General features: G+C 40.9%; 23 protein-coding genes. 16 read left to right on the top strand and 7 right to left on the bottom strand.

Annotation, left to right across the window (positions count from 1 at the left end):
* Positions 1-240: 240 nt before the first annotated feature.
* From LS71_RS03495 to LS71_RS03470, 7 genes are all read left to right on the top strand, one after another.
* Positions 241-1,554 carry a DUF3373 family protein gene (locus tag LS71_RS03495; protein WP_238700297.1) on the top strand — a complete coding sequence of 438 codons (1,314 nt, stop codon included), beginning with the start codon at positions 241-243 and terminating at the stop codon, positions 1,552-1,554.
* 14 nt (positions 1,555-1,568) lie between these two features.
* A complete protein-coding gene (locus LS71_RS03490; RefSeq protein WP_034355044.1) occupies positions 1,569-1,802 on the top strand; it encodes a hypothetical protein in 234 nt (77 codons plus the stop codon).
* Between the two features lie 61 nt (positions 1,803-1,863).
* Entirely contained in the window at positions 1,864-3,639 is a 1,776-nt protein-coding gene (locus tag LS71_RS03485) for a methyl-accepting chemotaxis protein (protein WP_034355041.1), read from the top strand.
* A gap of 1 nt (position 3,640) precedes the next feature.
* Positions 3,641-4,414 carry a DUF3943 domain-containing protein gene (locus tag LS71_RS03480; protein WP_081946272.1) on the top strand — a complete coding sequence of 258 codons (774 nt, stop codon included), beginning with the start codon at positions 3,641-3,643 and terminating at the stop codon, positions 4,412-4,414.
* Positions 4,415-4,455: 41 nt separating this feature from the next.
* Complete coding sequence (locus LS71_RS03475) at positions 4,456-4,935, top strand: methylated-DNA--[protein]-cysteine S-methyltransferase (protein ID WP_034355036.1); 480 nt, start codon at positions 4,456-4,458, stop codon at positions 4,933-4,935.
* A 268-nt stretch (positions 4,936-5,203) separates the two neighbouring features.
* A complete protein-coding gene (locus tag LS71_RS09795; protein WP_275050981.1) occupies positions 5,204-5,551 on the top strand; it encodes a glycosyltransferase in 348 nt (115 codons plus the stop codon).
* Entirely contained in the window at positions 5,515-6,261 is a 747-nt protein-coding gene (locus tag LS71_RS03470; protein ID WP_420810248.1) for a glycosyltransferase, read from the top strand. Before LS71_RS09795 ends, LS71_RS03470 begins: the two co-directional genes overlap by 37 nt.
* A 440-nt stretch (positions 6,262-6,701) precedes the next feature.
* On the opposite strand, the gene LS71_RS03465 is transcribed toward LS71_RS03470, so the two are convergent.
* Complete coding sequence (locus tag LS71_RS03465) at positions 6,702-7,013, bottom strand: hypothetical protein (protein ID WP_034355033.1); 312 nt, start codon at positions 7,011-7,013, stop codon at positions 6,702-6,704.
* A 382-nt stretch (positions 7,014-7,395) separates the two neighbouring features.
* Between LS71_RS03465 and rpmE the strand changes: the two genes are divergently transcribed.
* The 9 genes from rpmE to LS71_RS03420 all read left to right on the top strand — a co-directional run bounded on the left by rpmE (position 7,396) and on the right by LS71_RS03420 (position 15,774).
* Positions 7,396-7,599 carry a 50S ribosomal protein L31 gene (gene rpmE, locus LS71_RS03460; RefSeq protein WP_034355030.1) on the top strand — a complete coding sequence of 68 codons (204 nt, stop codon included), beginning with the start codon at positions 7,396-7,398 and terminating at the stop codon, positions 7,597-7,599.
* Positions 7,600-7,603: 4 nt separating this feature from the next.
* Positions 7,604-8,464, top strand: coding sequence for a 16S rRNA (cytidine(1402)-2'-O)-methyltransferase (rsmI, locus tag LS71_RS03455; RefSeq protein ID WP_034355027.1), 861 nt, complete (start codon positions 7,604-7,606; stop codon positions 8,462-8,464).
* 5 nt (positions 8,465-8,469) lie between these two features.
* Complete coding sequence (rlmB, locus tag LS71_RS03450) at positions 8,470-9,159, top strand: 23S rRNA (guanosine(2251)-2'-O)-methyltransferase RlmB (protein ID WP_034355025.1); 690 nt, start codon at positions 8,470-8,472, stop codon at positions 9,157-9,159.
* Positions 9,146-10,249, top strand: coding sequence for a hypothetical protein (locus LS71_RS03445; protein WP_034355021.1), 1,104 nt, complete (start codon positions 9,146-9,148; stop codon positions 10,247-10,249). The genes rlmB and LS71_RS03445 overlap by 14 nt, the downstream gene beginning before the upstream one ends.
* Positions 10,243-11,067, top strand: coding sequence for a hypothetical protein (locus LS71_RS03440; protein ID WP_238700296.1), 825 nt, complete (start codon positions 10,243-10,245; stop codon positions 11,065-11,067). Before LS71_RS03445 ends, LS71_RS03440 begins: the two co-directional genes overlap by 7 nt.
* 105 nt (positions 11,068-11,172) lie before the next feature.
* Positions 11,173-12,381, top strand: a complete 1,209-nt coding sequence (locus LS71_RS03435; RefSeq protein WP_034355017.1) for an LL-diaminopimelate aminotransferase — start codon at positions 11,173-11,175, stop codon at positions 12,379-12,381.
* A 10-nt stretch (positions 12,382-12,391) separates the two neighbouring features.
* On the top strand, positions 12,392-14,038 hold the full coding sequence (locus LS71_RS03430; protein ID WP_034355013.1) for a hypothetical protein: 1,647 nt from the start codon (positions 12,392-12,394) through the stop codon (positions 14,036-14,038).
* 1 nt (position 14,039) lies between these two features.
* Positions 14,040-15,314: a homoserine dehydrogenase gene (locus LS71_RS03425; protein ID WP_034355010.1), complete on the top strand. Its 1,275-nt coding sequence runs from the start codon at positions 14,040-14,042 to the stop codon at positions 15,312-15,314.
* Between the two features lie 133 nt (positions 15,315-15,447).
* The gene (locus tag LS71_RS03420; RefSeq protein ID WP_034355007.1) at positions 15,448-15,774 is read left to right on the top strand and encodes a YraN family protein; all 327 of its coding nucleotides are present in this window, start codon (positions 15,448-15,450) and stop codon (positions 15,772-15,774) included.
* Here LS71_RS03420 and LS71_RS03415 read toward each other — a convergent pair.
* Genes LS71_RS03415 through LS71_RS03390 form a run of 6 tightly spaced genes read right to left on the bottom strand, consistent with a single transcriptional unit; the run spans position 15,771 to position 20,267 of the window.
* A complete protein-coding gene (locus tag LS71_RS03415) occupies positions 15,771-15,986 on the bottom strand; it encodes a DUF5408 family protein (protein ID WP_238700295.1) in 216 nt (71 codons plus the stop codon). The two genes, LS71_RS03420 and LS71_RS03415, sit on opposite strands and share 4 nt — an antisense overlap.
* A 16-nt stretch (positions 15,987-16,002) precedes the next feature.
* On the bottom strand, positions 16,003-16,806 hold the full coding sequence (locus tag LS71_RS03410; protein ID WP_034355005.1) for a metal ABC transporter permease: 804 nt from the start codon (positions 16,804-16,806) through the stop codon (positions 16,003-16,005).
* Positions 16,799-17,608, bottom strand: coding sequence for a metal ABC transporter ATP-binding protein (locus tag LS71_RS03405; protein ID WP_238700293.1), 810 nt, complete (start codon positions 17,606-17,608; stop codon positions 16,799-16,801). Before LS71_RS03405 ends, LS71_RS03410 begins: the two co-directional genes overlap by 8 nt.
* A 2-nt stretch (positions 17,609-17,610) precedes the next feature.
* Entirely contained in the window at positions 17,611-18,486 is an 876-nt protein-coding gene (locus LS71_RS03400) for a metal ABC transporter solute-binding protein, Zn/Mn family (RefSeq protein ID WP_034355002.1), read from the bottom strand.
* Positions 18,483-19,886, bottom strand: coding sequence for an NlpC/P60 family N-terminal domain-containing protein (locus LS71_RS03395; RefSeq protein WP_034354999.1), 1,404 nt, complete (start codon positions 19,884-19,886; stop codon positions 18,483-18,485). Before LS71_RS03395 ends, LS71_RS03400 begins: the two co-directional genes overlap by 4 nt.
* Positions 19,887-20,267: an arsenate reductase family protein gene (locus tag LS71_RS03390; RefSeq protein ID WP_238700292.1), complete on the bottom strand. Its 381-nt coding sequence runs from the start codon at positions 20,265-20,267 to the stop codon at positions 19,887-19,889.
* Positions 20,268-20,269: the final 2 nt, after the last annotated feature.

The following is a 20,269-nucleotide window of genomic DNA, read 5'->3' as shown; positions in this document are numbered from 1 at the left end:
TAGAATCTAAAAGCACCGCACCAGATTCTATCTCCAATACAAAATTATATAATATTTTACAAAATGTTATCAAAACCTTTTAAGCATATTTAAAAGCGTATATTAAAGTAATAATTGCCTATAAAAGTTACACAAATAAGGATATTTTAATTTTTTAAGTAAGCTAAATGTTATCTTTTAGCAAAAATAAAGCAAAAACTTAAGATAATCCAAGCTTAACTTTAACTTTAAGGAGCTTTTATGATGCTAAAACACAAAGTGATGGCACTAGGTGGGGGATTGCTTTTACTTTCCTCTTTGGCAAATGCTGCGACAATTGAGGAGAGGCTCAAAGCCTTAGAATCTGATGTGAATGAAATTAATGACCGCGTCGATGCTAACGAAGTTGCCGCGACATTAAATAAAGTAAAGTTCGGTATGGAGTTTAACACTTCTGTGAATAACATCACGCACAGAGAGAAAACAGGTGGCGCAAATCTTAAGGAAAACTACAACAACCGCTGGATGATGGGGCTTTACCTCAATATGAATGCTGATATTAATAAATACACTAAATTCACAGGGCGATTGTCTATGACAAAGGCATTTGGGGATTTAGAATCTGGCTATCCACTTGTTGGAACTCTTGGCACGCTTGATGCTGGTCGTGGTGTAGCTGGTGGAAGTGCCGTATATGTAGAGCGCGCATATGTAGATATTTATATGGGTAAATGGGCAGCTTTGACTATTGGGCGACTTCCCGGCACAGATGGTCCGGGCTCAAATCTCCGCAATAGTTCTGCTCGTATGAGCACCTACCCTGCACTAGCGGTAAATGCACTAGGTGATGGCGCGGTATTTACACTTAAGCCCTACACTGATGCGGCTTTACGTGTAGGATATTCTAAAGTATATCAACCGCTCACTTTAAATAGCACAAGCGCTGGCGGAAATATCTGGGGTAATAAAGAGGCTTCAGACGCTAATTTGGTATTTGGTGCATTTGAAACGCCTTTCTTGCCTAAAAGCTTTGGGACAAATCTTTTTATGCTAACCTACATTAACCTCATGAACTACGCTACACCTCGTGTTCAAACTGCTACAGCCACCTTTCCAGCAAAAAATGTGGGCGATATGCAATATGTAAATGTGCATATAGAAAATGATAGATTGCTCGGTAGTGGCTTACATTGGTTTGCCTCATACAGCTACTACAAAGGCAGCAATGGAGAGCCTATCATGTTACCTTTTGCCAACGAGAATGGCTATGCTGTGCATGCGGGATTACGCTATGACTTAGGTTCTTATTTTAAGATAGGTTATGAATTCTTTAAGGGTAGCAAATATTGGTATGCGTTTTCGCGTGTAAGTCTTAATGACCCATTCAACTTCCGCAGCACTCGTGGGACAGTAAATGATGTGTATGCGATTTGGCAGCTAGACTTAAATCAGTTTTTCCGCCTAAGCTATACTCTCCAGCAACTAGATTATAACACTCCAACTGCACCTATTGCAACACCAAGTGTTGATGAAACTAACCAAAATATCGCTCTAGCCTATATTTTGAGATTCTAAAAAGGAGCATATAAATGAAAAAACTTATCCTTACAGCCCTCATCATAGGGCTTCCTAGCCTTATGCTAGCAGATTGCGCATCTTTAATGAAAAAGTATGACGCTCCAGACCCTGCTTCTAAAACAATGGCACAAATTAATCGCTGGCTTAAAAAAGTCGATAATGCCGCTGATGCTAAAGAGCTTGAAGGCTGCATGATTGCACAAGCTGCGGATAATCCAAACAAAGCACAAGTTGCAGGTAAATAAATCTCTGCCCATATTTAAATATGGGCAAATCCTTGCAAATCTTTATCTTTAAGGAGATAGAATGTCAGATTTTGGCTCGATTATACAACGATTTAGAAATCTTAAGCTTTCCACGCGGCTTAATGTAAGCTTTAACATACTTTCCGCGCTTATTATTATTACTGCATTGCTATTTTTTGTATTTAAATATTCATTTTCTAGCTTTGTTTCCACAGAGGAAAGCTCTATCCAAGTGGTGCAAAGTAATTCTAAGAATCTAGAATCTCTCTCAAACAAAGCCACAGAGCAGATTAATATTATGCAAAGCCATGTTAAAGATACAGAAGAGTCAATGAAAGATATTGAAGGCTTAATCGAGCAGTTTGAATTCATCGGCGCGCTTAATGCTAAACTCATTAAGCTAGTCATTAATCCAGAGGATAATGCAAATAAAAATCTTATTATCCAAATGACAAAAAGTTGGAATGAAAGCTTTATCCGCAATGATAGCGATTTGCAAGGATTTTATCCCAAAATTGCCCAAGTGCTAAATAGCGGCGATAGCAAGACCATTGCTTTACGCTTACAGGGGTATTTTGAGGAGATTTATGGTATTTTAATCGATAGAATCTCTGAAACTTCAAATGTGACAAATAAAAAGCTAGCCACCTCTACGAGCAATCTTGAGGGTATTGCCACAGGTATGAATGAAAGCTCTCATTCCCTTGTTAGCATGCTAAAAAATCTTGACTCACTTGCTGATATTCGCAATAGAGCCATTTGGCAGTCAAATCTCATTATGGGAATCCTCGTTCTTATTATGGCAATTACCATTGGCACGATGTTTGTTGTCTTTAGTATCCTGCGCAATTTCACGCGAGATTCTCAAAGTGTGGTTACTTATTTGCAAGAAGTCTCAAAAGGTGGAGAGAAGCTCACCGCCGGTGGCACGCTCAAACTTGAGCGCGGCAAAGATGATGAGCTACTTATCATTAGCGTGTTTATTAACTCTTTCATCGATAAGATGAAGCAGACTATTGAGATTGCTGGCGAAACGAGTGCTGAGATTGTCAAACTCAATGAATACATTGTGAATCTAAAAGATAATGTGTCCCATATCGGTGATAAAACTCAAGAAAACGCTCAGCATGGCAATAATATTGTCGCGGGCTTAGATAAAAATATAGAATCTGCTAGCACAGCCCAAGAGACAATCAATCAAAGCAAAGACTATCTTGACAGCACTAGCGGGCATATCACGCAACTTCTGCACGATATAGACCAAAGTATTGCTAGCCAAAATGAGCTAAACACGCGCCTAAATGATTTGAGCCAAAGTGTAATGTCTATCCAAAACGCGCTAGAGCTTATCTATAATGTTTCAGAGCAAACTAACCTACTAGCGCTCAACGCCGCTATTGAAGCCGCACGCGCGGGTGAGCATGGGCGAGGCTTTGCTGTGGTGGCAGATGAAGTGAGAAAGCTTGCGGAAAATACGCAAACTAGCTTAGGTGAGATTGAGACGACCATTAAAGGCGTAACAGAAAATCTCCATAGCATATCCCAAACCATTCAAAGTAACTCCGCTGTATTTGCCACATTGGCACAAAATGGGCAAACTTCAAAAGAAAGTTTAGGCAATATCCAAAATAATATTAATGAAGTGGTGGTTAATATTAACGCCCAAAGCAAAGATAGCATTACACTTGCTAGGCAAACAAAGGCGATTATAGATTCTATGAATATTATAAATTCGCTGCTTGGAGAATCTACGCAAGTCATTAGCACTGTGCTAGAGCGCTCACTCAAACTTAAAGAAAATGATGCCATTTTAAGCAAAGTTATACGCGGATTCTAAAATGCACCAACGCCTTTTTGCCAAATGGCGATGTGTGCTATTGCTTGCATTTTGCCCATTGCTAGCCTTTGGAGATTTGACACAAGAGCCAACGCTTACAAATCTTGCTCCTTTGGAAAATATGACAAAATCACCCTACATATATGAGCCCACGAGTAGGCTAGGATACTTAGCCTTAGGCTCTTCGCTTGTGCTTGGTGGCACGCTTGTAGGCGCTGGCGTGCTGTATCTTATGCCAGAGAGCGTAACAAATTGGAATAAAGAAGAGATAGTAAATCTTGATAGTCAATGGCGCGCTAAAACTGCGCGAGGACCGGTTGTCGATGGCGATGATTGGTTTTTAAATTGGATTACGCACCCCTACTGGGGCGCTGTATATTATATGCAACCGCGCATAGCCGGATATAGCTGGAGCGAATCTGTGCTGTATAGCATTTTTGCTTCTGCGCTTTTTTGGGAATATGGCGTGGAGGCATTTGCCGAAGTGCCTTCTTGGCAAGATTTAGTTATCACGCCTGCGATTGGCTCGATATTTGGGGAATTATTCTATCAAGCCACCTTGCATATTAATGCTAATCATAACACCCTGCTTGGCTCACGCTTTTTAGGGAAAACAGCCTTGCTACTTATGGACCCTGTGGGCTTTATCCTGCAGGATTTTGGACTAGCTAAAAGTGTAGGGATAACAAATAAAAATCAAATGCAAAGCCTTATCCTCCCCACAAGCTCGCAAAACGGCGCAGGCGTGCGACTTATGTTAAGCTATAGATTTTAGATTTCACTGCTAGAGTGCAATTTGAAGGTGTAGATTCTATAATGCAAAGTAATTTTGGTGGCATTTATAAAATTATATGGGAGCAAAAAGCGCATAATGTGGGCATTTATGGCACTAAGGATTATATCACGCGCATTGTGTGGAATGCAAAACCCACACATCTGCCACATACAAAAACGCCATTAAGCGATGAATGCGCCAAACAGCTGCAGGCTTATTTTCAAAAGCAGCTAAAAAATTTTGATGTGCCATATCTTGCGCAAGGGAGCGCCTTTAATGAAAGCGTGTGGGAGCATTTGGCGCGCATTCCTTATGGGCAAACAAGGACATATAAAGACATTGCCCATAGTATTCATAATCCCCGCTCTGCGCGTGCTGTAGGCAACGCCAACCGCTGCAATCCGCTTGTGATACTTATCCCCTGCCACCGCGTAGTGCGCTGCGGCGGAGTGCTTGGCGGATATGCCTATGGAATGGATATGAAGCTAAGGCTTTTAGCACTGGAGGGCGCGAGTATTTAGAAATTAAGGTCTTTACAAAACTAACCTCAAAAAAACAATAGCGCGGAATTTATAGAATCTAGATTCTATAAATTCCGCGCTATTGAGCTAAAGCTCCGCGCGGTCTTACAAATGTAAGCAAAGCTCACATTTGCGCCTAAAGTATAAAGTTATAGCTTAGCTAAAGCTAATCTATCAACTTGTTTTTTGAGGTTGGATTCTATAAATACTCCAAAATACGCGCAAAAATGCTAAAATAGCACACAAATTTAGCCACAAAGAGAGCAAAATGAATGAAAAATATTTAGATTCTATAAGCCTTAATACTAGCAAAGCCTTGCCGCTGCCTGTTTTATCTATCGTCGTGCCTTGCTATAATGAAAGCGAGATAATCACCTATACGCACGAAAAACTAAGCCAAAAGCTAGATTCTATGATGCAGCAGGGCGAAATAGATGCTAGAAGCTTTATATGCTACATCGATGATGGCAGCAGGGACAGCACTTGGGAGATGATAAAGGGCTTTGCGCAAGATTCTATGCACATTCAGGGTAATACCCCCCCCCCCCGCACACTAAAACTACGCAAACTCCGCATCAAATTCACACCAAAGCCCTTAAACTCTCACGCAATGTAGGACATCAAAATGCGCTGCTAGCTGGATTAAAATATGTAAGCGATAAGTGTGATTGCGCTATTAGCATTGATGCAGATTTGCAAGATGATATAAATGCCTTTGATGCGTTTATTGCGCACTTTAAGCAAGGCTGTGAAGTCGTGTATGGCGTACGTAAAAGCCGCGCAAAAGATAGTGTATTTAAGCGCAAAAGTGCGATTTTCTTTTATGATGTAATGCAGTTTCTGGGCGTGAAAATTGTGCATAATCACGCTGATTTTAGGCTGCTTTCACGCCGTGTGCTGCGCTCTTTGCTGGAGTTTAAGGAGGCAAATTTATTCTTGCGCGGCATTATTCCGCTGCTTGGTTTTAAAAGCGCACAAGTAGAGTATGATAGGCTGGAGCGGCTGGCTGGAGATTCTAAATATCCGCTTAGGAAAATGCTAAGTTTTGCGTGGGGTGGGATTACAAGCTTTTCTATTGCGCCGCTTAGGCTTGTGAGCGTGATTGGCTTTGTATTTTTCGTGCTTTCACTGCTGCTTGGGGTGTATGTGCTATGTGTGCGACTTTTTAGCGATGTGGTGGAGCAAGGCTGGGCTTCTACGCTTATCCCGCTTAGCTTTTTTAGCGGCGTGCAAATGTTAAGTTTGGGTGTGATTGGCGAATATATTGGCAAGATTTATGAGGAGTCTAAAAAGCGCCCGAAGTATTTTGTTGAGGAGGTTTGCTAGATTCTATCATTTCCGCGCCACTGCGTTGGCTTTTGGGTTAAAATCGAGGATTCTGCGCGCGCAACTTCGGTCATTTAGGCTTACTAAACTCCCTCGTTTTGCGCTTGAAAACCCCGATTTTATTCCCAAAATCCTGCCGCCACTATACACGCTAATTCAAATATAAAGTTATAGCTTGCTTTGCAATCTATCAACTTGTTTTTTTAAGGATTAGATTCTATCATGCATGTCCGCACTTATTGCGCTTACGCGCTGTGCGGTCTTACAAATGTAAGCAAAGCTCACATTTGCGCCTAAAGTATAAAGTTATAGCTTGCTTTGCAATCTATCAACTTGTTTTTTAAGGTTAGATTCTATCGCGCATTTCCACGCTGTTGTGGGTTAGCTTTGCCTTAAAGAAATCTTATAGCCAAATTTATAGAATCTAGAGTCTAAAATAGCTACTTTTGCGCATCTAAGATAGCAGAGCCTACGCCTCCGGTTACATTTCTATCAATCTGCTTTGCCTTATTCACAGCCTTTTGCTTAGCGGCATTTTTGGCATTTTCTTTCACTCCTTTTTTAACCTCATTCAAATCCTTGCCCTGTATTAAATCCACAGTAGCCTTAGTGGCAGCTTCATTAATCACATCTTGCCCTTCCGCTTGGATTTCTGCTTGTGCTTTGGCTGTATCAACCTCCGTGCAGCCTAACACCACAGCCCCCATAAAACCTGCTACACAAACCTTTACTAACGCATTTTGTAATCCCATAAGTCAATCCTTTCAATGTAAAATCTAAAGCATGATTATAGAATCTTTTGCTTAAAATTCCTCTATACATTTCCGCGCTGTTGCTTTTTTGACAAAAAGCCGCGCGGTCTTACAAATATGAGCAAAGCCCATATTTGCGCCTAAAGTATAAAGTTATAGCTTGCTTTGCAATCTATCAACTTGTTTTTTAAGGGTGAGATTCTATCGTGTCCACGCTTGTTGTTTTTTGACAAAAAGCCGCGCGGTCTTACAAAGCGCGTTCAAACTGCACTTTAGCCCTCAAAATATAAAGTTATAGCTTAGATTCTATAAATTAAAGCAGGACTTAAAGCGAGGTTTGCTACAATGCACGCTTTTTACTTTACCCACAAAGGATTGAGCGATGAAAAAAGGTATCCACCCAGAATATGTCCCCTGCAAGGTAACTTGCGTAACAAGCGGCAAGCAAATTGAAGTATTAAGCAATAAAAGCGAGTTGCGCATTGACATTTCAAGCTTTTGCCACCCATTCTACACAGGTAGCGATAAAATCACAGACATCACGGGACGCGTTGAGAAATTTAAGCAAAAATACAATATGAAATAAGCCCGTGCTAACGCTTGTGCCAACGCCTATTGGCAATCTTAGTGATATTACCCTGCGCGCACTGCAGACTATAAGCAAAGCAGATATTATCTTGTGCGAGGATACAAGAGTAGGCAAAAAACTTATAGAGCTGCTCATAGAGCGCGCACTGCTTGAACTGCCTGAAGATATGGACACGAGGCTTTTTATAGAATCTAAGCAGTTTTTATCTTTCCACTCTCACAATCAAGATGACTTTATTGCGCAAATCTCGCCAGATATGTTCCAATCAAATGTGGTGTATTTAAGCGACGCTGGCACGCCCTGCATTAGCGACCCGGGCGCTAAACTTGTATCATGGGCTATTGCGCATAATCTTGCCTTTGATGTCCTGCCCGGAGCGTGTGCGCTTAATGTCGCTTTTTGTGGCAGTGGTATAGAATCTACGCCTTTTATTTTTGTAGGATTCTTACCGCATAAAAGACTAGAGCGTCAATCTAAGCTTTTGCAACTCGCGCATTTGCATATGGGTGAGGCTTATAGTGCTATTTGCTATGAAAGTCCGCACAGAATCTTAGAAACGCTCCAAGATATTGCCTTGCTTCTGCCGCATACGCATATTATTGTGCAAAAAGAGCTTACCAAACTCCACGAGCAGCGCTACTATGGCAGTGCGGGAGAGATTTTAAGCCTGCTTGAAGGCTCTATCATTCGTGGAGAGTGGGTGATTGTGTTTGATTTTGCTTTTGATAAGACACAAAAAGAGCAGACCTTAAGCTATGAAGAAGCGCTAATGCTTGATATTCCACCCAAAGTCAAGGCAAAGATTTTAAGCAAAATGAGCGGCAAAAGCATTAAGCAATGCTATGAAGAAATGCTAAAGTAAATCTCGTGATTATCTATGGTAAGCAGCCTATCTTATACGCGCTAGAGACTTGTCCATGGCGCATTGAGGAGATTTATCTCTCAAAAGAGCTGCCTAAAAATATATTTAATCGCTTTTTGCGCTTAAATAAGCCCATTAAGCGCCTAGATTCTAAAAAGGCTCAAGCCCTAGCGCATGGAGGAAATCATCAAGGTATGCTAGTGCGTATCAATCCCCCGCAGGCAGCGGATTTTACAGATTTAAAAGATAAGCCCTCCTTGCTTATTTTGTGCAACATTAGCGATGTGGGCAATATCGGCTCTATTATGCGCACAGCTTATGCATTAGGCGTAGGCGGGGTAATTATCGCTCTGCCAAGCCTTAGCCAAAAGGCGCTAGAGGGCATTGCTCGTTCATCAAGTGGGGCATTTTTGCATATTCCCTATAGTGTGGAGGCGCATATTTTTGAGCTAGTCCATAAGCTTAAAGAGGCAGGATTTAGCCTTATTGGCGCGGATATGAATGGCGAAAACAATGTAAAAGTAGGAGCAAAATGGGCTTTATTTTTGGGGAGTGAATCTCAAGGTTTATCAGGTCGGTTGAAGTGCAAACTTGATACAATGCTTTCAATCAAAATGGAGCATCACTTTAATTCACTCAATGTGAGTGTGGCTGCAGGAATTTTAATAGATAGGATTAATTATGCAAAACATTAATACAAAACTACTTGATGAGGAGCTTGCAAAGCTCAAAGCCATTGGTTTAAAAGAAATTAGCAAAAGCACAAAGCTAGCTAGCTCAAAGATTGAAGATGTGCTTGAGAAGCGATTTGATAAAATTGATAAAGTGCGCGCAAAAGGCTTTATTGCAATACTTGAGCGTGAATATGGCGTGGATTTGCGTGATTGGATTTTATGTCAGCAGCAAATGCTATCAGGCAGTGTGAGCGATGTATCGCAAGTCATTAGCAAGCAAGATGAGGAACTAAGAAGCCAAAAACTCATAGAAAATGAAATAAAAATTAAAGAAAAGCAAAAAGCACAAGAAATAGCAAAAAAACAGGAGGAAAAAGACAGGGAGCATATCGCGCTTGATTTAGCACTTAAAAATAAGCCCAAAAGTAGCAGCGATACAGAATCTTACACTTGGCTTTATGTAATTTTGGTGCTAGTTTTGCTTGCTTTAATGGGATATTTTGCCTACAAAGCATTTGTAAAAGAAAATCTCACACCCATAGAATCTACCCACAGCGCAGACACACAAGCAAACGCGAGCGAGAGCGAAAATGCCTATGATGGTATGTTTTTTGACACTACAAAACCTCAAGCCATACAAGCCCAGCCGCTTGTTGAAACGCCAATAGATTCTGTAAAAAGCCAAGAATTAGAGTCTTCAAAGTCGCAGCAATCTACTCAAAGCACCACAGAGCAGGCAAATAACCACCCCGAGCAAAATTTCTTTTTTAATCCTACAAACGCGGAAGCTCAAGCCACACAGAATCCACAGCAGCAAAACACACAAAATGATAATGTGCTGCATATTAACGCAGATAGTGAATTGTGGCTAGGGGTGATTAATCTAAATGATGGCACAAAAGAGCAGTTTGCCTATCAAAAAGCATATGATATAAAACTAAATGGCAAAATGCTCTTTGTTATGGGACATAGCAACTTTACACTTACGCTTAATGGCGAGGAGATTGCCCATAGTCCAAAGCACCCTGTGAGAATGTATTATGATGGTTCAAGTTTGGTAGATGTGGGCTATACGCGCTTTAAGCAGCTTAGCGGTGATTTAGAATGGTAGGGCAGTTGCTTAGGCAGATTCTATGCGCGCTAATTATAACAAGCGCACTATTTGGCGATGCCTTTGATGATAAATTACGCAATCTTATGGGCGAGCAGAGCTACCAAGTCAATAGTAATTTTGTGCATAGAATCTTTGCTAATAAAAATATGTATTACACTAGTGGGCGGCTTGATATTGCCAAAATAGTCTATGCGCTTAAAAGTAATGGCTTGCTCTCCTCGCGCTTTGGGCAGCCAAGCGAGGTAAAGCTCACTTTTACTTCGCGCACAAGCCCTATTTTGCTCACTAAAATTGGAAATAATATCCTCACAACCATGGGCTATTCATATTTTGTGATAAGTAGAGCCGAGCTTAGCAATGGCTTATCAAGTATTGAATTTTCCTTTAATACAGAGCATACTCCCGATATGGGCATTATCATCGATGAGCTAGGCAAAAGGGGGTTTGTCTGCCTTGATATTAATCGCATAAATGCGCAAAGCTGGAATTATGTGCTTGAGGTAAATGACCCGCAATTGCCAAATACTAAGTTTCTTGCTAAGACTATGAGCCTAAATCTGCGTGAAACTTCAGGCGAATATTGGCTTAATCTTAGTGGGGGCGGGGATTTATACATTCAGGCTACAGATTTTTCCAAATGGAATCCGCGCGTGGTGCTGTATGATAAAAATTTAAGCATAGTGGATATGGTGAATAATAGCGGTGCGACCACTTCGCTCAAGGTGCGAGTGCCACAAGGAGTGAAGTTTGTGATGATTACAGATTATGACAATCAAGAAAGCCTAAAAGAGGGCATTTCAGTAAGGCTACAATGAGTTGGGCAAATAAAATATAAAAATGATAGAATCTAAGAAATTATAGAATCTAGCGCGCCTCTTAGACCTTAATAAAGGCAAGGAGGGCAAAACAAGGAGAAAGATATGTTTAGTGAAATTGAGTTTGATAAAATAAAGCGCCTGCCAAAGTATGTGTTTGCCGCTATTAATGAAATTAAGCTTGAAATGCGCCGCAATAATGAAGATGTGATTGATTTTTCTATGGGCAATCCCGATGGTCAGACACCTAAACATATTATCGATAAACTATGCGAGGCTGCAAGCAAAGGCAGAAATCAGGGCTATTCGGTTAGTCGCGGGATTTATAAACTGCGGCTAGCAGCGTGTAATTGGTATAAGCGCACTTATAATGTAGATTTAGACCCAGAGAGCGAAGCCTGCGTAACAATGGGGAGCAAAGAAGGCTATGTGCATTTGGTGCAAGCAATTGCTAATGTAGGGGATAATGCCATTGTGCCAGAGCCAGCCTATCCTATACACTACTACGCTTTTATCCTTAATGGCGCGAATGTCTCTACCTTTGGTCTAAAGTGGAATGAAAATATGGAGCTTGATGTGGAGGATTTCCTCTCTCAAGTAAAGCGCGTGCTAAAAGAAGTTATGCCTCGTCCAAAATTTATTGTGGTAAATTTCCCGCATAATCCCACAACTATCGTGGCTTATAAGGATTTTTATGAACGCTTAGTGGCTTTGGCAAAAAAGGAGCGATTTTATATTATTTCCGATATTGCCTATGCTGAATTATGCTTTGATGGCTTTAAAACGCCTAGTATCCTTGAAGTGGAGGGCGCAAAAGATGTGGCAGTAGAGAGCTATACATTATCAAAAACTTACAATATGGCGGGCTGGCGCGTGGGCTTTGTGGTGGGAAATAAAAAAATTATTCAAGCCTTGCAAAAGATAAAAAGCTGGATTGATTATGGAATCTACACACCTTTGCAAATTGCTGCAACTATCGCGCTTGATGGCGACCAATCGTGTGTGGAGGATATTAGGAATACATATGAAAAGCGTATGGAAGTGTTAATTAAAACCTTTAAGCAAGCGGGCTGGGAACTTAAAAAGCCAAAGGCAAGTATGTTTATTTGGGCAAAGCTGCCACCATGCGTTGGCAATATGGGCAGTTTAGAATTTTCTAAGCGGCTTTTAAAAGAAGCAAAAATTGCTGTTAGCCCCGGAGTTGGCTTTGGCGATTATGGTGAAGGGTATGTGCGCATAGCCCTTATTGAGAATGAAAAGCGAATCCGCCAAGCTGCGCGTAATTTGAAAATATTTTTAAAACAATTTATATAAAGGATTTTGCGTGAAAGTGAGTTATAAAAGTTTAATTAGCGACAAGCCTGCGCTATTTGATTGGATTATTGAGCATAAGGATACTCATGGCATATTGCATCAATCCCTGCCCGATGAGGCAAGCATTTCTCTAGCAGTGCCAGAGCTTAAAGATATGCATTTTGTCGATGGTATGATAGATGGGATTTTAGGGGGTGAGAGCGATGAGAAAAAGGCAAATGATTTATTTACGCTCTTTCAAGAATTTGCCGCTTTTAGTGAGCTAAGTGATGAGATTATTGATGAGTATTTGGGCAAAATTTATATGTTTGCTATTAGTAATATCACCACTACTTACATTGATAGCTTTTTATTGCTCTTTTTAGATTCTATAAAAGAAAAAAATGGCAAGGGGCTTATAAGAATAAGTGTAGCTTTGGCAAATCAATTTGTAAAAACTGCTGTGCATAGAGAGGCGGTGAAATTTGGCATAGCCCTGCTAGGTATTTTTAAATATGATGAAGCAGAATTAGAGATTTTTACCACACTTGGCTTAGCAGATGAGTTTGGGAAATTTGTAGCCATTGTATTAAGTTATGGTGAGCATAATGAAGCGCTATTTGATTTGGCGCAAAAGACGGAAGGTTGGGGGCGCATAGCCTATTTTCGATACCTTGAAATTGATAGCGAGCAAAAGCGCGAATGGCTTATTTTTGAGGGCTATAAATGCAAAATAGGGATTGATTATGTCGTGCTTGCTTGCTTGGAAAAAGGCAGAGTGCTAGAGTTTGCGCAAGAGCGCGGCATTGATAGCAAGCTCTATGATGCGCTTGGAGATATGATAGATTCTATACATGATAGTGCGCGCGTAGAATTTAGCGACTATGCGCATTCAAAAGAACTAGTTATGCTTTTTGTGCAAGCCACTCAAACACAAAAGATGAATTTAAAGCGATTTGCCATTTTGTGCAATCTGCTTGATTTTATACACACAGAGGTTTTTACGCTAGCAGAGCAAGAGGAGATGAAGGATATTCTTAAAGCCATTGCTTTTGAGAGTGGCATTGACTGGGAAGGGCTTGTGCGTGAAAATCCACTGGATTATTATGCGCGCATTATTGCTAAAACAATGGGCATTGATACATGGGAAGATATGTTTGCCATAGCTAAAAAGCAGAAGCATTTTGATGATTGGTTTGCCCTAAGCCTTACAGATGATAGGGTGCGATATGCAAAAATATGCGATTTAGCGCGCTCGCGCTATGATTTAGATGCTCTAAAAAGCGCACCACGCGATGAGCTAGGCTTGGGAGATGAGTTTAGCGCATATAGTGATTTAGAATTTATAGGGCAGGGTTTGGGACGATTTGAATTTAGTGTAGATGAGATTAAAAATGAGCAGATTCTGGGCTTAGATATTTTACAAACACTTTTGCAAAGCCCTGTAACACGCTCGCGCAATATTGCGCTAAATGTTATAGAATCTTGGCTCACTACACCGCAAAGTATCATCACACTTATTGAAAAAAATTACCACAAAGAGCCAAATGAAGATGTAAAAGCGCGTTATAGCGCACTTTTAAAGCGCCATAAGGAAAAGGCACATTATGTGATTAAGCCTCATGCTTTTAGAGGTGGGCTAGATGAAAACAGTGAGCAGCAAGAGGATAAGGATTAAAATGGACACTTTAAAGATTGGCATCATCGGTGCGGGTGTGGTTGGCAGCGCGGTTATTAGAATCTTAATGGAAAATAAAGATATTATCACCGCGCGGGCGCAAAAACATATTGAAGTGGCAAAAGTGATTGTGCGTGATAAGCTTAAGGCGCAAAATACGCTTAAAGGGCTTAATATCCCTATAAGCGATGATATAGAGGAGCTGTTTTTAGATGATAGCATTCAAGTGATTGTAGAGCTTATGGGCGGTGTGGAGCTTGCCTATGATATTGCTCGTAGGAGCTTTGAAAGTGGCAAAAGCTTTGTAACGGCAAATAAAGCCATGCTAGCCTATCATCGCTATGAGCTTTCTCAATATGGCTTGCCTATGGGCTTTGAAGCAAGCGTATGCGGGGGGATACCTATCATTTTGGCTTTAAAAAATGGCTTGAGCGCTAATCATATTTTAGCCATTTATGGCATTTTAAATGGCACGAGCAATTATATTCTAACGCAAATGCGCGAGTTTAAAGAAAGTTTTGAGACAGCACTCATCAAAGCTCAAGAGCTAGGCTATGCAGAATCTGACCCCACTTTAGACATAAGCGGGGGCGATGCGGGACATAAGCTTTTAATTTTGGCTTCCCTAGCCTATGGGATTAATGCCCTGCCTGAGCAGATTCTTATTGAAGGCATTGAGGGCATAACGCCTGATGATATGGAGTTTGCCCATGAGTTTGATTATGTCATTAAGCTTTTAGGCATTGCCAAAAAAGAGGGAGATTGCATTGAGCTGCGCATACACCCAGCAATGATTAATAAAGAATCTATGATTGGCAAAGTTGATGGCGTGATGAATGGCATTAGCGTGATTGGCGATTGCGTAGGAGAGAGTATGTATTATGGTGCGGGGGCTGGTGGGCGCGCAACTGCGAGTTCTGTCATTAGCGATATAATCGCTATTGCAAGGGGTGATAGTGCTGTGCAGTTAGGTTTTAGCAAGCCTTTGGAAGCCCCGCTTAAACTTAAGCGCGCAGAGGATATTTACTCACGCTATTATATCCGCCTCTACGCGCTTGATAAGCCCGGTGTGCTAGGACTTGTGAGCCAAATTTTAGGGCGGCATAATATCTCCATTGATGCGTTTTTGCAAAAAGAGACTAACAAAGAGCATATTGCCAAAATGCTTTTCTCCACACATCATTGCTTTGAGCGCGAGATAGAATCTGCTTTAAGCGAAATACATAAGCTAGATTCTATCACACAAAAGCCCTATAAAATTCGCATAGAGGCATAAGTTAGCTTTTAGGTTAATGATGGTTATTTGCGCTTGTGTTGTTTTCTTGCGCGCGTCGTCCTTGCATAAAACAAATAAAGCATCTTGTGCATAAAAGGGGCTAGATTCTATATTTTTATTTTGGAGTAGCGCATTGAGCAGACAAAAGGGTGCGAGGGCGGAGCATATGGCTTGTTTATTTTTAGAGCAAAATGGCTTTGAGATTATTGAGCGTAATTTTTTTGCGCGATTTGGGGAGATTGATATTATCGCTAAAAAGGGCAATATGCTGCATTTTATTGAGGTTAAAAGCGGCAAAAATTTTGAGCCAATTTATAACATCACGCCTACAAAGCTAAAAAAACTTATCCTAGCTATACGCTTTTATCTCTCTACGCATGATGTGAGAGAGGATTATTGCCTTGATGCGCTTATTATTAAAGATGATATATGCGAGCTTATAGAAAATATCACGCTTTAATGTCTCTCTCGCTCAATACCTAGCTTTTCTTGTAAGACTTTGATTTCCTTGCTCATCGCCGCTGTAGCGCTTATTTGATTAATCAGCACATAAATATTAATAAGGCTAAAAAGTAGTGTAATAAACACACAAAATAAAGCAATTTTTACGCCTCGCTTAGCGATTTTGCTTGCCTCATCGTCTTTTATAGAATCTTGCAGCGCATTTTTCATAGAATCCTCCTTTAATTTAATGGGTAAATTTATGAATCATAATACTTACAAACATACCAATTGCCAAAAGCACCACAATACACGCGCCCACACTTATATCACACCAATACGCCACAAAAAACCCAGCCCACATAAAAATAAGTGAAATGAGCCATGAAATAACCATCATCATACGCAAGGAATGTGAGCATAAATTAGCCATATATGCTGGGATAGATAGAATGGCTAGCACCAAAATAAGCCCCGCGACACTCATTGAAATCACCACACCTATGGCAATTAAGATAAAAATAACACTTGTCCATAATGGCACATTTAAGCCTTTGAGCCGACATAATTCACTATCATAAAATAAAGCCAATATATCATAATAATACATCGCCACAAAGATGATAATCACCACATCAAAAGCCGCCATAGCCAGCATTTCATCAATGCCAACAGACAAAATTGAGCCAAAGAGATAGCTTGAAATATCGCTATTATAGCCCGGCGTTATATCAATAAAAATAATGCCTATAGCCATACCAAATGCCCAGCTTGCGCCCACATACGCATCAAGCCGCTCTCTTTGATACAAAAACGCATAAGCCAAAAATAACGCCATAACTACAGCAAAAAGCATAGCCCCAAGCATAGTGCTAAAGGAGCAAAAAAGCGCTAAGCCAACGCCACCAAATGCGCTATGAGCCACGCCGCCAGCGACAAAGACATTTTTATTTGCCACAATCATTGAGCCAATAATTCCGCTGCAAATGCTCACCAAAAAAGACACCAAAAGTGCCACCCACACAAATTGATAGGAAAATAAATCATTCATTTTCTATCCCTTTTGGCGCGCTAGATTCTGTATGTGACGCAGCGTGTGGAGTAAGCGCGCTAGATTCTGTAGATTCTGTAGTAAATTGTGTGCGTGATTGCGCGGCAAAAAAATTAAGAATATCCACTTCACAAATATGCTGATTTAAATCTAAATTAAGCTTTGGAATATGATGTGTAAGCGCGTATTTATTGATATAAAACACCTCTTTGGCATAGCCTAAAGTAAGCGTAATATCATGGCTTATAACCATAATGCTCATACTCTCATTAAGCCTGCTAAGCAGCCTGTAAATATCCTCCTGCGCTTTGACATCGACATTGGCTGTAGGCTCATCAAGGATAAGCAATCGCGGCTTATCCACCAATGCGCGCGCGATAAACACTTTTTGACGCTCGCCACCTGATAGCGCACTAAGCGGCTTTGTGGCAAGATGAGTAATATTTAGCTTGTGAAAAATCTGCTCTATATTTTTACTATATTTTTTGGGCGAAAATCCACAGAATCTAGGCTTTAGCATACCTAGCGCGACTACATCGCGCACGCAGATAGGAAAATCCATATTGTAATTTGTAATCTGTGGCACATAGCCTATGTGGCGCACATTCATATCTGGCGCAAAGTGAATGCTCCCACTTTGCGCTTTAAGCAAACCTAAGATGAGTTTAATAAAAGTCGTTTTCCCCCCGCCATTTGGTCCAATAATAGCCCAAAAATCGCCCTCTTTAAGCCTAAAAGAGACATTTTCAAGCACATTGGTGCGCTCATACGCAAAGCTTAGATGTTTAACTTCTAAAAGCATATTCATTCTTTAAAATATGTTTGCATACATGCGCTAATGGCACTTAATGGAAGTGAAAATGCAATTTGGCAGGCATTTTCTTGCAAGGATAAAAGCCAATCTTCTCTTAATGGATTAAGCTCAATGATTGCTAGCCCTGCTTCTTTAGCAAAGCCCTCAACCCTAGCCTTAGCAAATTGAGGCTGGATAAACACTACTTTTATTTGCTTTGCTTTCACTTCATCTAACAGCGCACTTAATGCCCTGCCCTTTGCCTCTTTGCCATCAATTTCTAAGCTTAATTCTTGCACATTAAAATCACGCGCAAATCCCTCAAACGCCGGGTGATACACAAGAAAAGTCTTTTGCGCTTGTGGGAGGCTAAAAAGGCGCGTTGTGCGCTCTACAATATTTTGCAATTCTTGATTTAGCCTCAAGGCGCGTGCTTTAAAAATATCCGCATGTGCGCTATCTTGCTCGCTTAGGGCATTTGCTATAAGTGTAACTTGCTCTTGCATACCTTTGGGAGAAAGCCAAATATGCGGATTATGCGCGTGATTATGCTTATCGTGCGAATGCGCGCTATGCTCATGAGTATGCTCTGCTAGATTGTAATATAAAAGCGCAGGGCTGCTTTGTTTAAAGCGTTTAAACCACACAGATTCAAAGGGCATACCCACGCCAAAAAAGATTACAGAATCTGCAATATGCTTCATTTGCGCCACACTTGGCTCATAAATCTCTGGAGATTTGCTAGGAGGCACAAGCACTCTTACTTCCACAAATTCTCCGCCAATAGATTCTATAATCTCCTTTTGCGGCGGCACGCTCACAAGGACTTTAAGCGGCGCAGCATAAATATGAAGTGCAAAACATATAAACATCATATATGCTTTCATTTTATCTCCTTTATTTTATTTTGTGCATTGTCTAAATTATTACTTATGCGCATGGCAAGCTTTGATAAATCACTCATCGCCTCAATTTTATCAATAAGCAACTGCGAAGAGCCAAATATACTATTATGCTCTTCTCCCACATGCAGCGAAGTAATCACCACGCCACCTAAGAGATTTTCATAACGCTTGCCACTCACCACGCTCCACACACTATGAGCGATTATAGCGCGCCCATTTTGGCTGCCAAGATAGAGCATAATATGTCCATTTTGCCACAAAATCGTTTGATAAGGCGTAGCATGAGCGATGATGTAAGCCTCCTTTTGCACGCGATTAAGCGCACTTAAAGAAATGCTATTATTGCCATAAAAGACTTGTGCTTTTGAATTACGCGGCAAGTGAATGCCAAACTGCCCAAAAATATCGCGCACAAAAGCCGAGCAATCACGATTTGCCAAATACCCGCCCCAGCCATAGCGCTGCCCTAGCATGGCATTTATACTTTGAGCAATGGCTTTATTATCTAATGCTAGGGGAAAAGGCTTAAAGGCTGCCTTTGGCGCGTAAATAATCTCCTGCTTAGCGCTGCCATTAGGTAGGCGCGCATAGATAATAAGCGCGTAGTTATTAGCATTATCTTGCTTTGGAGATAGTGCAAAGATTTGCCCTATACGCGCCTGCATTATAAAGCGCCCTTGCGTATCCTTTAGGCTTATCTCATCAATTATAGGCGTTACATAATGGCTTGTAGATTCTATAGATTTCACCTGCTCTTTGGAGAGTGTGGCAATGTGTGCTGCCTCCACCCAACCATACACAAAGCCTGATTGAATATGTAACCATGCTTTATCCTTGCTTTCATGCGTGATAAGCACAGGCGTGCCTGCAAAGATGAGCGAATTTTGCCACCTATCAAAAGGATAGCCATCGGCTTTATTAAACATAGGCTTATTTGTCGGTACAGCGCGCACAGCCGCAGTCGTGGTGATGATAGCCTTCACAGAGCGGCTAGGGTAAATATCAAGCTGCATAGAATCTAAAATGCTTTGCGTGTAATCTTTGCTATTTGGCTGCAAATGCTCGCCAAAACCGGGCGTTTTAAGCAGTGCTGGCTTAATCCAAAATACCTCGCTTGCATTTGCATTAGGCGTTTGCTGCCAGGGTGAAAAATATTTTTTTAAATAATCTCTCTTTAGCGCATAGGTAGCCGCAGGGGATAAAGGCGCGCTTATTATAGAATCTAGCGCAGCATTTGGCGCATTTGTAACTTTAGGCAGGTAAAAAGTGCTATCTTGAGGCAGTGTGCGCAAGTCTTTGACTTCACTACTAGGGATTACCTTATGCGCGCACGCACTAAAAAATATAGCACAAAAACACAAAAATAGCACAAAGCGTGGCATTTAAAGCCTTTTATTTTGATAGTTATGAATAAGATGCAAAATCGCCTCCTCATCATAACCGATAATAAGCGATTTGCCGCAAGTGATAATAGGGCGTTTCAGCAAAAGTGGATTTTGCACAAGCAGGCTTGCTTGATTAGCGCTAGATTCTGTAAATATAGAATCTAGTATCTCCCCATGACTTTTAAGCGTTTTGTAAGTCGTGCCTTTGGTGTTTAGCACTACTTTTATGCCCTTTTTTTCTATCCAAGAAATAACTTGGTCTTGAGTTAATGTAATGGCTTTTAAATCCTTAAATGTAAATACCACGCCATGCTTTTCAAGCAGATTGATAGCCTTTCTCACGCTGCCACAAGTTTTAATGCCATAGAGTGTAATCATCA

Origin of the sequence: Helicobacter jaachi, from assembly GCF_000763135.2 — a bacterium.
In the GTDB taxonomy this organism is placed as follows: domain Bacteria; phylum Campylobacterota; class Campylobacteria; order Campylobacterales; family Helicobacteraceae; genus Helicobacter_C; species Helicobacter_C jaachi.
The sequence above is the reverse complement of the archived record's forward strand: the minus strand, read 5'-3'. Positions and strand labels throughout refer to the sequence as shown.

Bases quoted from the DNA above. Each gene is read 5' to 3' on its own strand.
- LS71_RS03495 (WP_238700297.1), top strand. From the start codon at position 241: ATGATGCTAAAACACAAAGTGATGGCACTAGGTGGGGGATTGCTTTTA.
- LS71_RS03490 (WP_034355044.1), top strand. From the start codon at position 1,569: ATGAAAAAACTTATCCTTACAGCCCTCATCATAGGGCTTCCTAGCCTT.
- LS71_RS03485 (WP_034355041.1), top strand. From the start codon at position 1,864: ATGTCAGATTTTGGCTCGATTATACAACGATTTAGAAATCTTAAGCTT.
- LS71_RS03480 (WP_081946272.1), top strand. From the start codon at position 3,641: ATGCACCAACGCCTTTTTGCCAAATGGCGATGTGTGCTATTGCTTGCA.
- LS71_RS03475 (WP_034355036.1), top strand. From the start codon at position 4,456: ATGCAAAGTAATTTTGGTGGCATTTATAAAATTATATGGGAGCAAAAA.
- LS71_RS09795 (WP_275050981.1), top strand. From the start codon at position 5,204: ATGAATGAAAAATATTTAGATTCTATAAGCCTTAATACTAGCAAAGCC.
- LS71_RS03465 (WP_034355033.1), bottom strand. From the start codon at position 7,013: ATGGGATTACAAAATGCGTTAGTAAAGGTTTGTGTAGCAGGTTTTATG.
- rpmE (WP_034355030.1), top strand. From the start codon at position 7,396: ATGAAAAAAGGTATCCACCCAGAATATGTCCCCTGCAAGGTAACTTGC.
- LS71_RS03445 (WP_034355021.1), top strand. From the start codon at position 9,146: ATGCAAAACATTAATACAAAACTACTTGATGAGGAGCTTGCAAAGCTC.
- LS71_RS03440 (WP_238700296.1), top strand. From the start codon at position 10,243: ATGGTAGGGCAGTTGCTTAGGCAGATTCTATGCGCGCTAATTATAACA.
- LS71_RS03435 (WP_034355017.1), top strand. From the start codon at position 11,173: ATGTTTAGTGAAATTGAGTTTGATAAAATAAAGCGCCTGCCAAAGTAT.
- LS71_RS03425 (WP_034355010.1), top strand. From the start codon at position 14,040: ATGGACACTTTAAAGATTGGCATCATCGGTGCGGGTGTGGTTGGCAGC.
- LS71_RS03415 (WP_238700295.1), bottom strand. From the start codon at position 15,986: ATGAAAAATGCGCTGCAAGATTCTATAAAAGACGATGAGGCAAGCAAA.
- LS71_RS03410 (WP_034355005.1), bottom strand. From the start codon at position 16,806: ATGAATGATTTATTTTCCTATCAATTTGTGTGGGTGGCACTTTTGGTG.
- LS71_RS03405 (WP_238700293.1), bottom strand. From the start codon at position 17,608: ATGCTTTTAGAAGTTAAACATCTAAGCTTTGCGTATGAGCGCACCAAT.
- LS71_RS03400 (WP_034355002.1), bottom strand. From the start codon at position 18,486: ATGAAAGCATATATGATGTTTATATGTTTTGCACTTCATATTTATGCT.
- LS71_RS03395 (WP_034354999.1), bottom strand. From the start codon at position 19,886: ATGCCACGCTTTGTGCTATTTTTGTGTTTTTGTGCTATATTTTTTAGT.
- LS71_RS03390 (WP_238700292.1), bottom strand. From the start codon at position 20,267: ATGATTACACTCTATGGCATTAAAACTTGTGGCAGCGTGAGAAAGGCT.